Source organism: Chitinophaga sp. HK235, assembly GCF_018255755.1.
Lineage (GTDB): Bacteria > Bacteroidota > Bacteroidia > Chitinophagales > Chitinophagaceae > Chitinophaga.
In genome coordinates, this window is sequence record NZ_CP073766.1 from 1225226 (window position 1) to 1243958 (window position 18733).

At 46.7% G+C, this 18733-nt stretch carries 3 protein-coding genes; all 3 read right to left on the bottom strand.

Annotated features, from left to right (window positions below; genetic code table 11):
- Positions 1 to 48: 48 nt before the first annotated feature.
- The gene (locus KD145_RS03805) at positions 49 to 2121 is read right to left on the bottom strand and encodes a fibronectin type III domain-containing protein (RefSeq protein WP_212004583.1); all 2073 of its coding nucleotides are present in this window, start codon (positions 2119 to 2121) and stop codon (positions 49 to 51) included.
- A 3-nt stretch (positions 2122 to 2124) separates the two neighbouring features.
- On the bottom strand, positions 2125 to 6537 hold the full coding sequence (locus tag KD145_RS03810) for a hypothetical protein (RefSeq protein ID WP_212004584.1): 4413 nt from the start codon (positions 6535 to 6537) through the stop codon (positions 2125 to 2127).
- Positions 6538 to 6913: 376 nt separating this feature from the next.
- On the bottom strand, positions 6914 to 18694 hold the full coding sequence (locus KD145_RS03815; protein ID WP_212004585.1) for a non-ribosomal peptide synthetase: 11781 nt from the start codon (positions 18692 to 18694) through the stop codon (positions 6914 to 6916).
- Positions 18695 to 18733 lie beyond the last annotated feature (39 nt).

The following is an 18733-nucleotide window of genomic DNA, read 5'->3' on the forward strand; positions in this document are numbered from 1 at the left end:
CTTTATCGTTGCATCCACCTCGTAATCATAAATCTGATGTCGGTTGATTTAATATTTCACCTGAATTTCCTTGCTCATCTCGGCTTTCACATCGCCTTTCATGATCGCAGTAATCTTGTATTTATAAATATTCCCGAGTATAATTTCTACATCGGCCCATTGTTTTAATCCGCCTTCCAGTGTAGTATACAGGATAAATGGAGCATCATTTTTCGCCCTGTAAATACGGTATTGTCTTACATCCGGGAGATGATACTCCCAGGAAAGCTCCACTTGTTTTTTCTCCTGGTTAACAATGGCCTTCCACGCTCCTACTGCGGGGCGGCGGCCTGTCTCAAACCATATGTCTCCGCTAATCTCTTTGCTTTTATTCCCAGCGTCATCCCATACCATCAACTGATAATAATAGGTATTACCTTGTTGTAGCGTTGTATCTGTATAGGTTTCCCGCAAATGAGCCGTATCCCAGGAAGTCACCGTAATCATACTGCTATCCTTCACATTAATACGGGAGAGGGTATATTTCACCACGTCTTCGCTGGTACTATTGCGCCATTCCAATATCACAGCCCTCAAGCTATCGGAGCGGAAGGCCTTTGTAATAACCGGTGCAGAAGGAGCAATTGTATCCGGTCTTCTGAGCATAATAAACGGCGTATACCCAGAGGTGTTATAGTTCTTATCTACTGCAATGATCTGATAAAACACTTTGGGGGTGAGGGTATGCAAGGTAACAGTATCACAAAAGAGCGGCTTTGTACAGATCTCTTTTGTCACTTCTATGAATTCCTCTTTGGCGCTATTGGCGCGAAATACACGATATCCCAACAAATCTTTTTCTGTATTATTATTCCATTGCAGGGAAACTACTCCCAATGAATCTATCTTTCCTGCCAAACCTATTGGAATAGCAGGTGGTATGGTATCTATGATCTGTGCAAAATAAGGGAAGGAATATATCGCCTTACCTCTTTTGGTAATACCTTTAATACGGTAATAATTAGTACCCAACGGCTTTTCATCGGTATAGGTATAAACTGGTTTATCAAACGTGGCAATCGGTGTAAAAGGTCCTTTACCATTATCTGCGCGGGTAATAACTATTTTGGATAACTGTTTGGACAAGTCGCCCGGCAGGAGCCAACGCAATTCAATTTTCTTGTTATCAGTAACAATGATGGTATCCAGCACCGGTCTGTCTGATACCAATGCCACACCCATTCCTTCTACAGTTTGAGAATAAGGTCCATATTCACCAAATGGAGTAATACCCCGTACACGATAGAAATACTTTTTATCGTTATCAGGTAAAGAATCCTGGTAATAGGAAAACCCATGGGCATCAGGACCAGAAGGTATGACAGGCAGATTCGTCGTCGATGCAAATTTTTTCCCATCAACAGATCTTTCAACTGAATAAGCGGAGTACATGCTTTTATTAAAGGCAGTGAGCCATCCTAAGGTGGCAGTACTGTCTGCACAAACGATAGCCAGTTCCTGCGGGCGACTTAACAATACTGGTTCATCCACTGATGTTACTACGATAGCGGTATCAATCACCAGGTTAACAGGCTGTTTTGCCAGTGCTATCCGGTAAACGTATCGTTCTCCTTTTTTTACATTATTATCTTCCAGGAACAGACCTGCACTTCTGGCTGCATTAACAGATAAATCGCAGGATAATAAGGCCATCGCCATGCGCCAGTCGTTCTGGTTCTGGTTTTCAAAGTAAGCGCCAATTCCCTCTTCCGGTTTTATTTTTTTTGCACCTTCTCCATAGATTATTTCTGCCACTATCGCTATTCTATCATCTTTTTCAGCCGCTGCCTCCATTTTTTGCAATGAATATGGCAACAGCGGCTGTGGCGTAAGCAATATTGCCTGGGGTTGCTTTACCAGCTCCCCGTTAACAGCGACTGTGAAGCGTTCTACCGTATAGCCGTACTTGTTACCCATCTCCCAGGATATGTAACTGGATGGCGACCACCGCAATCTGATCCTATCAGGTTTAGGATCGGCCAGTCCTGCGATACGATGTTCACTTTGCTGGGCATAAGACAGGCTGTGACCAGCTAAAAGCAACAGCACAGCTAACAAACCGGTTAAAAAAATGCGATACATTAATTATAATTTATAGTAGATGCTTCTTGTAACAGATGAAGTGATATTGTTAATACCAGGCAGCCGGTATTGAATCTCAACAGGATAAAACTGATTGCCTTGCAGGTCTGGGAAAATGGAGGTCAGCAACCGGCTGATAGCAGGTGTTGGCGTTCCACCATTGATATAGAAGCGGTTCGCTTTATTCAGTAATTCATGATAATCCTCATTAGCTGAGAAAGATACATAATACATAAAGCGACAGCGTCCTGGTTTGGTTTGCGCAAACCCTTCACTGATAGCGCCATCTCCCAGTGTATACGGGGTTTGATCATTATTATACATCCTTACCGCATCCAGTGGTGGAATACCTCCCATGGAAAGATCCCGTGTGATGGTCATAGATGGATGGAATGGATAACCGTTGTATAACAATGGCATCACCGTGTTTTGTAACCAGGGATTATTCAGTCCGGCTTTCAGTGTAATCAACGGTTTTGTGGAGAAAGAGCCATCTCCTTCGGTTTCGAATTTGTCAAATGTTTCCGGTGCATCAAAACGTCGTCCGATCACACTGATATAATTGGTGGCCACATCAAATAAGTCGCGCGGATCTGTAGTGGCATTCATTTTCTCTACAAACGTGCTGTATTTGCTGGTACGGAAACTGTAGCTGATTACTTCTTTGCTGACATCAGTAGTAGCATTTCCCTTTAACCTTTTTTGTGCAATAGTGGTAGAAGAGCCATCTTCATCTACAGTAGTTACTTCTTTGGTAGTTACATTATTTGCCGCCGCTTCGCCGTCTGCTGAGGAACGGGTAATACTGAAAGTATGAATCGTTTCTTTGGCCAGATTTGCCGGTATATCAAAGTTAACCTGTGCTGTAGCAGCATCATATACCAGGTTGCTGACAGGCGATTCACCCTGTGAGGTTTTGAGCGTCGCAGCTACTTTCCACTTTTTACCTGCTGCATCTGTGGCCGCAAACAATCCAGGTTGACCGAGTTTTAGTTTGATATATCCTTTACCATATTCCTTAGGCAGGAAATTGTATTGTCTTCTTACCGGATAAGCATAAGCAACATTCTCCCATGGAACATAAGTTGGCTCTTCGCCGGTTGTAAAGGTGGCAGCCTTCTTTTCATAGTCAATTTCATTATTGCCATTCTTCAGAGCATCCCAACGCCCCCCGTTTTGCCTTTCAATATGCACTTTTGCAGCTGCAGTTAACTTGCTCAGGCCTGGTAATATATCACGCATTTTAAGGGATGCAGCAGCACCATCAGGATTCACGATCACTTCCCCTTTTATTTCCGCATTATTATGCAGCACCTTTAATTCATCCAGTTGAATACGATAAGTGGCGACTTCATCAAATTCGTTTAACATAGAGAATGGTTTTACAACCGGTATGTTAAAGGCCACTTGTGGAACAGCAAATACGCTTACATCATCATTCTTATCACCTGGTTTAATATCGCTGATAATTTCTATATTGAGCTCCTTCGCACCTACTATTTCACACTGGGAACCCAGTTCTACTTTAATATTGGCACGACCTTTAATCAGGCCGCCCAGCACCTCATATTTTATGCCCACCATGCCACGGAACCAGCTAGGATTGGGCAATTTTGCTTGCAATAGCACAGCAGCCGACAATTTCGCAATCGAAAAATTTTTCTTCGAGCCAAATATTTTCACCCGGATACCCACGTCCCCTTTCAGGAATACATAGGCCTGACCAGATGCATACCAACCATTAAACCCAATCAGACTATTACTGCCTTTACACCTGGCTTCCCCATAATTACGCAATAGGATATCCGTTCCTGCCCCGATCGCAAATTCACCATATATACCATAATCAAAGGCGAACCCAGCCCGGAAATGTGCCCCAAAACCAAATCCACTACCCGTACTCATGGAATTTTCCATTGCCATGAAGTTGGTATTTATATCATCAAAGAGTTCACTTACCTCCTGGGGCAATGGCGGCATATCTTCCACATGCGTTCCCATCATGAAGTAAGTCTTGATTTCCGCCAATCCTAAAACGGATACACCAAACATTTCAGAAGGACGGCCTATATAAAACCACCAGTCCTTAGGCCCGACATGCAGGGCCGCTTCCCCTACAAGACCGCGATCATGAATGCCTTTGAGTACTCCTGCAATATTTATATATGTTTTGATATTTGCATCAAATGTGCTGTTGACATTGTCATAACGCATTTTGAACTTCACCCATATCGGTGCTGATTCATCTTCACCGGCATCCTTGGTGCTGGTAGCTTTTTTAGGTAAGTGCAGAACATAACCAGCGCCATCGAACTGTGCATAACGGAAACCTCCATCAGTACCAAACTGTACTTCCAGCGCCACATTCACATTTACCACCATTTCTTTTACGAAAGACAAGGATACGCCTCCCATAAACCCAAGACCAGCATCTTTGGAAGGCACATACTGGAATATTTCACTCAGGTCTTTAGACATCCCACCCTGTTTATCAAGGGCGTTCCTGGTGTCATATGGATCAAATTGCGCGGGCCGCTCCATGTGGTAAGACATACCACCCATCAGCCCTGTTATGTTAAGCGCAGGCGGTATAGGGATGGTAACGCCGATATATGCATCCACATGCCAGTAGCGATAATCATCTTTGGAGCCAAAGTAGGCAGTAGCCTTAGCTTTAGGAATAGGTCCAGGTATGGAAAAATCCAGGAAACCACGGAAACCGTTACCAAACGTCGGATGATTATCGAAAACCGTTAGCATACCATGCATCTGGAATGCCATCACTTTTACTGTCAGCTCTATATCATTAATAGTTACCTTATCAAGCTTCCAGCGCGTCCTGATTTTTTGTACCGGGGCTCCATCTACATAAGCAGTTTGTGTTTCCTCCGTTTGCGCAGCCGTTACCACAAAGGAAGTACTGCCAGCAAAACCTTTGTCGCCACTGTTCATGAAATTTAATCTCACGGTGGCGCCTATACCAATTTTACCCTCAGAGATACCGATATGTAACCCATCAAATCCCAGCGGGAAACCACTCATTTTAGAACCGCCGCTATTGCTGATATCAAAGGTGCCGCTGTGTACATACGGCTTTTGGGTAGACAATGTTAAATCCTGAAACGCAATATTGTTGATGTTTAATACGCTTTTATTCAGGGTAACCTTCCCCGTTAGTGTGGCGACGGGAATAAAATCTTTTTCCGTTTTTGTGATCTGTATACGGGAATCTTTGTTGAGGGTAATTTCCCCGGCGAAAAATTTATACGTTTTATCTGCCGTCGTTCTAAGTGCAAAGGAATAATAGGTATCGTTTCCTCTCATACTTATAGCAGCATCATATCCCAACGGATCTTCTCCAAGAAAATCAATTCTCATTAATCCGCCCAGTTCTCCCCCGTTGAGTTTATTCTTGCTGAAACGGAGTCCTACTTTGTCAATGGACAATGGCCAGCCACCGGCGCTGGCATCTCCCAGGTTAATAATATTCACAGCAGAAATATCACCACTCACACCCTGGTCGTCTATAATAAAATTACGTACCGTTACTTTAGGTCGTCCTTTTTGAGTGGCTAATTGCTGAGGCAGACCTACTTCCATCTCCTGCAGATAGAAACCTCTCCATAGCGTGGGACTTCCTGCATCAGTCAGCATATCACTACTAAGTGTCAGGCCGGAAGGGTTCTCAATATCACTCATATCTACCACGGCATTCTTAACGCTAAAGCTGAAATCTTTCAGTCCGCTGATATGGAATGCGGGGATATTTACCGATGCCATTATATTGCTGAGATCATGTACGTTTACCTGCAAGGATGCACGTACCTGGTCTGTTTTAGCATCTTCCGGTTGCAGCCAGCTTTTATCAAATTCAAAAATACCATTGAGGTTAGCCGATTTAAAGCCGTTACAATCCCACTCTATATAATTGCTGCCATCCCCGGGAAATTTAAGGTCAACATGTTCATTGATGGCCACCTCTTTATTATTCAATAGCACCAGTTTGGTAGAAGTGGCGGCCGCAATGCCACCAGGTGTAAAGGCAATATTTTTGCCACCAAAAACCAATTCAGTATTCGTTCCCGGAAAAGTAAACTTGAAATAAGCGTTGAAATAGGCTCCTGTAGGGGTCATACGGGCACTATCAATCGCAATTACATATGTTCTCCCATTGATTTCCCTTACCAGGCCTACTGGTAAAGTCCCTATGTTTTCATTGCTTAGTGCGTTGATAAACCGTCCCGATTGCTGGATAATTTTGTAAACAGCTGCTATATGAGCGTCAACATCAATAACGGAATCTGCAACAACCGTCTCCGGATGCTTTGGTGCATCCGAATAAGCATAACAGGGCTGCAGAGATGGTAACGATAGAATAAATAACAGTAGTAGTATTGGACTAAAACACTTAAACATGGTACAGGAATAGGCATTAAAACGCAACATAACATTGCTATCGACAAATATATAGATAAACAATCATTTCAATAAAATAATATATTAAATTACTTGTCAATTAATCGACTACACGTCAATATTAAAACAGATAAATTCCATGCTGGGTGCTGTGTTCATCCGGGGCACAACTGGAATCCCCGATGCATTCTTAAAATTTTCATGTGAGGTAATTAGTGCTCTTATGAAAATCTGCGACCCTGTAGCAAGGCCGTTTCCCCAATAAAGTTTCAGGTCCGGTTTTTAATTTTGTTTGGTTTCTTTTTGCAGAAAAGCCGCGTAAATCCTACGATTTAAGCGGCTTTAATTTTCTTTGATAATCTTGTGGTGATCCTGTTCAGCGCATAATATTCCGGGGAGCTGTTGAGTCCTGTGGGAAATATCCCGCCAGTACGAGTGCATTTTCGTTCTTAACCATTGAGTAGTGATCACCCGGCACAGCGACTGTATTAATGGCTGTGGTATGTGAGGTCCAGCCCAGGTCGGCAGCAGTGCCTGTTTCAGCGCCAGTAGTTGCTTTAGCAACTAACAGTGGTACTTTTATCTTCCCTTCAACGGTGTAATGCATATACATGTTAGTAATTTTAAGGCAAAGCAGCCTTACCCCCATCAATACATCCGCCCTTTTGTGACTTATCCCGCCTGCTACCCAGGTGGTGATAAAAGACAACATCTCCTCCCTTGAAAGATGGGATATGGCTGACTTCACGGTAAGCCGCCATTCCGGCCCCTGTTCAGGAACGCTTCCATATTCTTCCAAAATACCGGCCAGCTCATCAAGCAACAGATCTGCCAGGCGTTCTCCCACAGGCAAATCGCGCGCCTGCACAGCATAGGCATCGAGCATAAATATACTTCCCACTACTTCACCCTGTTCTTCCAGCTGTTTCGCCATTTCATAGGCAACGAGACCACCAAAAGAATGTGCCAGGAATCGATACGGGCCATGAGGCTGTATCTCCCTGATCAATGCTATATTCCGACTGACAATTGTTTTAATGCTGGTTAGCGGCACTTCATTTTCGAATACACCCTGCATCTGCAAACCGTAAACAGTTCCCTTGTTCTCCAGGGCAGCTGCAAAATCACTATAGCCTTCGCAGATACCTTCAGATCCGGGAAGCATGAATAACGGTGACGGATGTACCCCTTTATTCAGCAGCAGTATATGCCTGTTGCCCGGCTTTATCCGTCCGCGCAAACTCAGTACAGGGTAGAGTGAAACGATTGTCGGATGATCAAATATATCACCAAGCGATATCTGCACTCCCAGTTCTTTCCTGATTGCCGAGATCAGGCGGATAGCCAGCAACGAATGCCCTCCCAGCGCAAAAAAATTATCATGTACACCTACCTTGTCTACTTCCAGTATCAGGCTCCATATCTCTGCCAGGCTTTGTTCCATTGCTGAAGAAGGTGCTGTATCCTGCCCGGCAGCACTTCTGCTGACAACAGGATCCGGTAGTCTCTTTTTATCTACTTTGCCATTGGGCATTAAAGGAAGATAATCCAGAACTACCAGTGCGGATGGCAACATATAATCCGGAAGACGGGTAGCAAGGTAAGCAAGAACCGCATCCTGGTCCAGATCACCGCCAGGTATTATATACGCCACCAGCCTCCTGTTACCGGAGTTGTCTGCAGGCGCTGTTACCACTGCCTGTGCTACGGATGGGTGCTGCAGCAGTAAGCTTTCCACCTCTCCCAGCTCTACACGATAACCGCGGACTTTTACCTGATCATCAGCACGTCCCAGAAAAACAATATTTCCATCCGGCAGATATTTCACAACATCGCCGGTATGGTAAACTCTGTTATCAGGGCCTGACAGAAACGGATGCTGTATAAACCGCTTTTCCGTCAATGCCTCGTTATTCAGATAACCTGTGGCCACTCCCTTTCCGCCAATATATAATTCTCCGGGAACCCCTACGGGGCAGGGATTCATGTAACCATCCAGCACATAAACATCTGTATCGGAAAAAGGCCTACCGATAGGAACGGTCCTGTCGTACGTCATATCATCTCTGACAATATGCATCAGTTTTCCTATAGTCGTTTCCGTTGGTCCGTAATGGTTGACTACCATGCAGGCACTCCCGGACAACCTGATAGCATTAATGACTTCCGTATCCAGGGCTTCGCCTCCGAAGATCAGCAACTTCGCAGGAAGGAGTAACCGCCTCGGCTCTGATAGCGCCTTCCAGTGAGCGGGTACAATTTTTACACAATCTATCTCATGCGTTGAAAAATAATCCAGCATCAGTTCCCTGTCATTAGTGACAACTTTGGAGAAAAGGTGCAGGCATCCACCGGAGGCAAATGCGCCAAACAATACGGTGTTTCCCAGATCAGCTGCAATACTGGATAGCAGCCCAAATGAGCGGCAGCTGGTAATGGGAAGCGTTGCACGCAAGCCGGATACGTAATCCGCGAGGTTGGCATCTGATACCACAACACCTTTTGGTGTGCCCGTACTGCCGGATGTATAGATCACATATGCTGCATGTTCCGGCAGCCTATGAACAGCAGGCCACTCTGCATCGAAGCTGCTGATAATATGGCTGTCGCTATCCATCGCGACAATATCGATGTCTGCCTTGATTGCCTGTAAGGTGTGTACATACTGGCTGCTGCTGATCATTACTTTTGCGCCTGTCTGCTCCAGCATATATAAGACCCTGCCCGTCTGCGACAAATGATCCGGGTCAAGCGGCACATATGCTCCGCCTGCCTTCAGTATCCCCCAGATGCTTACTATCATTTCCAGTGAACGCTCAATACAAAGCGGCACCAGCGTATTTTCCCCTATTCCCTTACTGCGCAGGTAACCTGCCAGACGGTTCGAGCGCTGGTCAAGCTCTCCATAGGTTAAGACATTGCCCTCAAATACCAGCGCCATTGCGTCCGGCGTAAGGGCAACCTGTGCAACGAAGAGATCCACGACGGTTTTGACAGAAGACGCTGAACGATCAACCAGCACTTCATTAAATGTAACCAGTAACTGGTGCTCCTCTTCAGATGTCAGGATAGATAAGTTGCCTATTTTTTCTTCCGGCTGCCGGACTACCGATGTGAGCAACTGTCTGAAGTGCACGGCCAGACGTTCAACGGTTGCCTGGCTGAAAAGGTCGGTACGATAGGTGATATTACCTCTTATTCCTTCGTGGGATTCTTCCAGTAAAACGGTCAGGTCAAACTTGGTAGTAGTGCGGTCAACAGCTTCTTCAGACAACTCCAAACCACTCAGCTGAAGTTCCGGTGAATCAGGAATATTCTGCAAACCGAACAATACCTGGAACAGGGGACTTCTGCTTACATCCCGTTCTTTCACCACCATTTCCACTATTTTTTCAAAGGGTACTTCCTGGTGAGCGTAAGCATCCAGTGTAACCTGCTTCACCTGTTGTAATAAAGAAATGAAATCAGGATTATTGCTCAGGTCACTGCGGAGTGCGAGGGTATTGATGAAGAAACCAATCAGGCTTTCAACCTCCAGCTGCTGGCGCCCTGCGGTAGTAGAGCCCACACAGATGTCTGTTTGTCCGCTGTAACGGTGCAATAATACCTTGAATGCAGACATTAACAACATGTACATGGTAACGCCCTGCTTCAGCGCCAGCTGCTGTAATTGCAGCATTAACGGCTGCTCTATCAGGAAAGAAGCACGACCCGCATCCATGCGTTGCACGGCGGGCCTTTTATAATCCGCAGGCAGGTTTAACGGTGTGATTCCTTCCAGTTTTTTTTGCCAGTAGTTCAGTTTCCCTTCCATTACCTCTCCGGTCAGATAAGACCGCTGCCAGATGGCGTAATCAGCATATTGTATATCGAGCGCAGGCAGTACAGCAGGGAGTCCGCTGATACGGGCGTTATACAATGCTGCCAGCTCCTGTACAATGATGCCAATCGACCAACCGTCGGAAGCAATATGGTGTAATGTCAGCACCAGCACACTTTCATCCTCGTTGAGCCGCACCAGGCATGCTCTCAGCATATGATCCGCAGAAAGATCGAATGGCTGGTCTATAACTGACCGCACGAAAGGCAACAATGCAGCCGGATCTTTATATGCAGGATGCTGTATCACTTCCATTTTCCATTGACCGGCATCCAGTACACGTTGATATGGTCGATCTCCCTCTTGTTCAATCACTGTCCTGAGTACTTCATGACGGTCTGCAATGCTCCGCAATCCATATTCCAGTGCATCTGCATCCAGCGCTCCCTTCAACCTTAAAACCGCTGGCATATGATAGGCAATGCTACCTTCCAGCTGATCTATAAACCATAACCTTTCCTGCCCGAAGGATAAAGGGATATAGGCGGGGCGCTCACCTGTCCTGATGGCTGGCATCAACAGGTTTTTATGTTGCTGCTCAATATATCCGGCCAGTAATGAAACCGTTGCATGTGTAAAAAAGTCTTTTACTGTCAGCTCTGTCTGCAATTCTTTACGGACAGCTGAAACCACCCTGGTGGCCAGCAGGGAGTGACCGCCCAGCTCGAAGAAGTTATCTTCAATACCTATTTTCTCAATACCCAGCAGATGTTCCCAGATACTCGCCAGCCGTTGTTCTGTAGGTGTTACAGGAGCAACATAGTTGATCAGACGTTTGCGTTGTATGTCCTCCCATTCAGTAAGGAATCTGCGGTCTACCTTACCGTTGCCGGTCAGCGGCAGATATTGCAGCGGTACAAGATCTGACGGCACCATATAATCCGGCAGCAATCCCTGCAGCTGATGCTTTATATTTTTTTGAAGTGACTCGCATATGTCAGCAAACAGCGGGATGTTTGTTTTAGCTACTTCTGTAAAGCTGATGCTGTTGCTGTAAGCTTGTTCCACGAAGCCGTCGAACGGGTGCAGTTCCAGCAACAGGTTTATCTTCATCGGATCCTCGTCCAGCAGGAAGCGGCAGGAATAGCCCGCAGATGCTGCTTCTTCGAGAATTTCGTTAACGACAAATGTTACTTCATCAGGCGTAAGAATGTATTCGGAGAGATCCTTCACATTGTGCGCCACCCTGTTCCGGAGAGCATGTTCCAGCAGGCGTTCTTTCCACAAACGATGACTGGGCACATCCTGCAATGCGATCACTTCCATCCGGTTGTTGATCTGATCAGTGATGGACTGCTTGTCTGCAATATCTTCCCAGCGTTGCCAATCAGGCTGCAGGACCGGTTTCTCGATGCCGATATACATGACCACAGTAAAGCGGTACAAGGTCAGCTCGTTGATATAATCGCCCTGTTTCCAGCGTATTTCTATATGTGTGATCTCCGGGAATTTTGTCTGGAGATGATAGAAATAAGCGGGAGAAAAGCAGAGCTCCTCTTCTCTCGCTACCTCCTGGTCCACACTCCATTCAAATTCGCGGAGACCGGTCTTGTCCTGTAGTTTATCCAGTTGCAGCCTGCGTTTGAAGGAAGGCAGCAGGCGCAGATCACGGACATCGCCCACGACTATACGTCCTTCTCCTTTCAGCAGCGAAATCGCTTTCGCCATTACATCCGTCATATAATCATTACCCGGGAAATACTGCACAATGGAGTTCAGTATCACGAGGTCTATCTCTTCCTTTTCATCCAGTATTATTTCATGAGCGGCACACAGTTTCATTTCCGTATCGGGATAGCTGCGCTCTCCCTTTCTGATACGGCGCAGGATCTGCTCTACAGATACGCGCGAGAAATCGGTACCGATATAGCGGTCGATATGCGAAGAAATAGGATAATAGATCAGACCAGTACCGGAGCCTATTTCGAGTACACGATTCGGTTTGAGCGAGATGATGAGGTTGGTGATGTCGTTCACCCATTTCTGCATGTTCTCCGCGGGAATAGCACTGGCGCCAGCGGTGAAACTGTCGTTCCATCCGGTGATGTTGAACTCTTCATCGAGATCATCTATCTCGTCGGTCTTGCTGTAGGCGGTATCATAGAGTGCGCGCCAGCTGGCAATCTGCTGCTCTGCAAGCTCCAGTTCTTTCTTATGTACCGCCTCCTGTGCCGGCACATAATAACCAGCCAGTTTTGTTTCTATGATATTATGAGGCTTCACCACCACGCAACTGGCGGCCACTTCGCTGAGGTTGTTGAGTGTACGTTCAATTTCAGCAGGTTCGATACGGTAACCACGTACCTTCACCTGGTCGTCTATACGGCCCATGTATTCCACGTTGCCGTCAGACAGCCAGCGGGCCTTGTCACCGGTGCGATACCAGCGGTCTTCTCCATCGCTGAAGGTCAGGTATTTTTCAGCTGTCAGTTCTTCGTTGTTGACATATCCCAATGAAACGCCATCACCGCCGATATACAGCTCTCCTCCTACGCCTACCGGCGCCAGGCGATGGTTTTCATCGAGTATACGGATGCGTGCATTGGCTACAGGCTTACCGATAGGTACGCTTACTCTGCCAGCTATATCATCCACTTCAAAATAAGTGGCGGCCACCGTGATCTCGGTAGGACCGTACATGTTCACTAGCTTACCTTTGCCCAATACAGCCAGTGCCTTCTCCAGGTGTGGCAGCGAGGCTTTCTCTCCGCCAAACAGCACCTTGCGCATCGGCTTCAGGCCAGTGAGCTGGCTGTCTATAAAGTTGTGCAGCAACGCTGTCGGAAAGAGTGCAATGGTAATCTTCTCTTTTGCAATGATCCTTGATAACTCAAACACATCAATCGCCGCGTCGTCATCCACCATGCAGAGACAGGCGCCTTTCAGCAGCGCACTGTGAATGTCGAAAGTGCTGCCGTCGAACGCATAGTTGGAGCACTGCAGCAGTCTGTCTTCCGGATATACGGCAATAGCGCCGGGATCAAAGGCCAGGTTGATGATATTCCTGCTGGTGATGGCAATGCCTTTGGGGCGGCCGGTGGTACCGGAAGTAAACATCACGTTCACACAGTCGTCGCTATTGATTTTAATACCAGGTGAAGCAATGCTGCTGGTTTTCGTATAGGCAATATCGATACCCGGCGTATATGCATCCAGTCCGGAGGATATAAACAGTTCTTTGCTGGTGTACAGTATATGCATTACGCCTGCATCCTGCATCATCATGTTCATGCGCTCTGCCGGATAACCGGTATGAAAAGGCACATAGGCATTCCCGCTCTTAATGATACCCCAGATACCAACGATCATATCTATGCCGCGGCGCGACAATATACCGATATGCTGGCCGGACTGAACACCCTGCTCCAGCAGGTAGTTGGCCACCTGGTTGGCGTGTTCGTTCAATTCGCGGTAAGTCATTGCCTCTCCTTCAAATACCAGTGCGACAGCATCCGGTGAGGAAACCGATTGTGCTTCAAACAGTTCAATAAGTGTACAATGTGTTTCTGTTACATTACCCACGGTTGTCTTGTTGAATCCGGTCAGCAGCTGATCTGTTTCTGCGATATTCAGCATCTCCAGTCTTCCTATTTCTCTTTCCGGCATTCTTACAGCAGCGCGCAAAATATTTTCGTAATGCCCCAGCATGCGGAGAATCGTTTCCTCTTTATACAGGTCCGTACAATATTCTACTTGTATCCATAGGCCCTGCGCGTTCTCAATAATAGAAAACCCGAAATCAAAAATACTGGTGGTATGCTGGAATTCTTCGTGCGACAATATTACATCCCCCAACTTCAGATCGTCGCTCTCAGGTGTATTCTGCAACACGAAGCTGATCTGAAACAAGGGGTTCTTGCTGATATCCCGGTTTCCTGAAATTTCCTTTACAACCTTTTCGAACGGTACTTCCTGGTTTTCGAATGCTCCGAGTGTTGTTTCTTTTACCCGCTGCAGCAGTGCTGAGAAAGAAGGGTTACCTTTCAGATCATTCCGTAATACCAGCGTATTCACAAAAAAGCCGATCAGCCCTTCAGTTTCTTTCTGTAACCTCCCGGCAATCCCCGCTCCCACGCAAATATCATCCTGGCCGCTGTAGCGGTACAATAATACATTAAAGGCTGCCAGCAGCGTCATAAACAAAGTGGTGCGTTCCTGCTGTGAGAGAAGCCGTATCTGTTCCGTCAGCGCTTTATCTATAGCCGCTCCTGTAATGCCGCCCCTGTTGCTTTGCACAACAGGCCGGTCGTAATCCGTTGGCATTTTCAGCGGCGGCACCCCATCCAGTTTATTTTTCCAATATGCCATCTTGCGGTCAAGAAGCCCTCCTTCCAGGTATTGCTGCTGCCACAGTGCATAATCGGCATATTGTATGGCCAATGGTTCCAACGTAGGCGGACGTTGCTCCGCATAAGCGTTGTACAGTTCTGCCAGCTCATTTACAAGAACGGATATTGACCATCCGTCCGACGCGATGTGGTGCAGGTTGACAACAAGAATATACGTTGCATCATCGATTCTGATCAGATGGGCACGTATCATGTGATCCTGCGAAAGATCGAACGGCGCATGAATTAACTTCATCAGATACGCCTGCAATGCCGGCCGATCATTTTTCATTGAAAAATCCTCCACTGTATCCATCTGCCACTTATCCTTCTCCAGTATGTATTGGTAAGGCTTTCCATCTTTCTGTCTTATCACTGTCCTGAGTGCTTCATGCCTGTTCACGATTGACGTGAGTGTATCATTGAGGGCCCTGGTATCGAGGTTTCCCTTCAACTTGATGGCTGCCGGCCGATGATACTGTACGCTTCCTTCCAGTTGATCAATGAACCACAAACGTTCCTGGCTATACGAAAGCGGGATATACTCCGGCCGGGCAACACGCTTTATTACCGGCACCAGCGCTGCTTCCGAACGGTGTTGCAGCTGCGCGGACAATGCAGAGATAGTGGGATAGTCAAAAATGTCTCCTATCGTAACTTCTGTCTGCAACTTCTTCCGGATCGAAGAGATCAACCGGATAGCCAGGAGGGAGTGACCACCCAGCGCAAAAAAATCATCATACAATCCTACCTGTTCCACGTCCAGCAGGTCTGACCAGATAGCCGCCAGGTTCCGCTCAATGTCTGTTACCGGGGCTACATAACCTGATGCGGACGAGGCCACATCATCCACCGGCAGGGAACGCCGGTCTATCTTTCCGTTGGGGAGCTGCGGGAACTGCTCCATCACCACCCATGATGAGGGTATCATGTAATCCGGCAGACGATCTTTCAGCCAGGCTTCAAGGCTTGCTATGTCGGCATGGGAACGTGGCTGCACATAACCCACCAGCCGGTTGTTACCGCTATTATCTTCGCGCACCTGTACCACCGCCTGTATAATATCTGCCTGCTGCATGATCAAGTTTTCTATTTCTCCCGGTTCTACACGATAACCACGGATTTTCACCTGGTTGTCTATACGACCCAGGAAGACGACGTTGCCATCCGCCAGGTATTTCACCCGATCACCGGTGCGGTACAGTTTCCCTGATCCTTTAAATGGATCCTGTATAAATTTCTCTGTTGTCAGCGCTGCGTTATTCAGATAGCCTTGCGCCACGCCTTTGCCTCCTATATACAGTTCCCCTGGAACACCCACCGGGCAGGGATTACCGCCAGCATCGAGTATGTATATATGTGCCGATGAAAAAGGTCTACCTACCGGGATCGTCTCTTCATAAGAACGACCCGTCTCTACTACATGCAGTAACTTTCCGATAGTCGTTTCCGTTGGACCGTAGTGATTCACCACTGTGCATGACGCGCCTGATCGACGGATCTTTTCCACTACTGAAACTTCCAGCGCCTCGCCTCCGAAGATCAGCAGCTTTTCCGGCAGCAGCAGTGTATCTTCACTGCATAACGCCTTCCAGTGCGAAGGAACTACTTTGATACAATCGATACGATGCTGATCAAAATATGCTCTGATCCTTTCTGCATCATTAGTCAGCACTTTTGAAAGCACATGCAAAGTGCTTCCAAGTGCCAGGGAGCTGTATATCACCGTATTCCCCAAATCTGTTGCTATGCTGGAGAGCAATCCGAAAGAGCCACAATCTGACAACGGCAGATGTGCCTGTAATCCATAGAGGTAGTCTGCCAGGTTCTCATGATTGATCATTACACCTTTGGGAAGACCAGTACTACCGGAAGTATAAATCACGTATAGTGGTGAAGATGGCAGGATATGAGGTAGCTCCACCGGCCGGCTGCTGCTTATCTGCTCCTGGTCTCCATCGAGGGCAACCACATGAATATTTCCCGTAATCGTCTTCAGCTTTTCCGCAGTCGCCAGATCGCTGACCATTACCTGAGCGTTTGTGTCTTTCAGTACATGGCTGATGCGATCTGCAGGATAGGCCGGATCCAGCGGTACATAAGCCGCGCCAGCCCTATTGATTCCCAGCAGCCCCACGATCATTTCCAGCGAGCGTTCTATACAAAGCGGCACCAGCGAACCTGCTTTAACACCTTTCCCGATCAGGTAATATGCGAGTTGAGCTACACGCTCATTCAGTTCTCTATATGTGAGTGAGCTATTTTCAAATGTCAATGCAATATTATCAGGCGTAAGTTCAGACTGTGTAGCAAACAGTTCAGCGAATGTTTTATCTGAAGGGCAATTTAATGTGGTATTACCAATCGCATTTAACAATGCTTCATCTATTGCGGAAAGCATTACCAGCGAATTGATGCCTGCTTCAGGTGCACTCACCACAGATTGCAGCAACTGCTCAAAATGCGCTACGATTCTTTCTATTGTGGCAGGTTCAAACAGATCAACACAATATTCCACATGGCCGGAAAGACCGGTTTCATCCTCATTTATAAAGAGGGCCATATCGAATTTTGTAGTGGTCTGTTCAAGCGGTTCGCGGGACAACTGCACATCTCCCAGGTAAAGATCTGGCGCCTCCGGGACATTTGCCAATCCGAACAATACCTGGAACAGTGGGTTCCTGCCGGGATTCCGTTCCTTTACCACTGCCTCCACCACTTTCTCAAAAGGCGCTTCCTGATGATCATAGGCCTCCAGCGTAGTTTGCTTTACTTGTTGCAGCAGTGAGAGAAAAGATGGATTGTTACCCAGGTTACTGCGCAACGCCAACGTGTTAACAAAAAAGCCGATTAATCCTTCTGTTTCCTGCCTTATTCTGCCTGCAAGTGAAGTGCCTACGCAAATATCTTCCTGGCCAGTATAACGGTATAGCAATACTTTAAAAGCCGTCAGCATGGTCATGAACAAAGTAGCGCCCTGTTGCCGTGACAATAACTGTATCTGCCCGGATAACTCCTGGTCAAACCGGAAAGTGTGTATAGCGCCGCGCATGTTCTGACCAGATTGCCGGCTGTGGTCTGCGGGTAACTGCAATATGTTTACACCGGATAATTTGTGCTTCCAGTAATTCAACTTTTCTTCCAGCACAATGCCCGACAGCCATGTGCGCTGCCAGTTGGCGTAGTCAGCATATTGTATTTCAAGTGCCGGTAGCTGTGGAGCCCGCCCTGTGGTATAAGCATTGTATAACTCTATCAGTTCACTTACGATAATACCCGCTGACCAACCGTCGGAAGCTATGTGGTGTATTGTCAGTACCAGTAAATAATTATCTCCTGCCTGTGATATAAGATGCGCACGGAGCATATGGTCCCTGGATAAATCGAAAGGCGCAGCTGTCAACTCTTTCACATAAGTAGGTAATTGTTCAGCATCATCATACATAACAGCATCTGTATGACTTAACCGCCATTGATCTTTTTCCAGTATCCGCTGGTAAGGTAGTCCATCCTCCTGCTCAATAACTGTGCGGAGTGCTTCGTGCCTGTTAACGATCGTCTGTAATGCACCAGACAACGCATTGATGGAAAGATTTCCCTTCAGGCGCAGCGCTACTCCCTGATGATATTGTACGCTGCCTTCCAGCTGGTGAATGAACCACAGACGTTCCTGACTATACGAAAGCGGAATACGATCAGACATATTCCTGTCGCGCGCAGGGATCGCAGCCTCTCCTCCGGCTGTTCCTGAAGTATACCGGCTATTTTTCTTCAGGTAGGTAATGATGTATTCTTTATTTTTTTTCAGTTCATTCAGAAATGTTCTGTTAATTTCGTTGACTTTATTTGCCTTTACAACGAGTTCATTATTGTCAAAAGATATTTTAATGCCAATATTACTGGCTTTCTCCAATAGCTCTACTACCTCTGTTAATTTAATGCCGGTCATGGTCTGTGATTTAAGAGTAAGAAAAAAATCTCCGGGGGC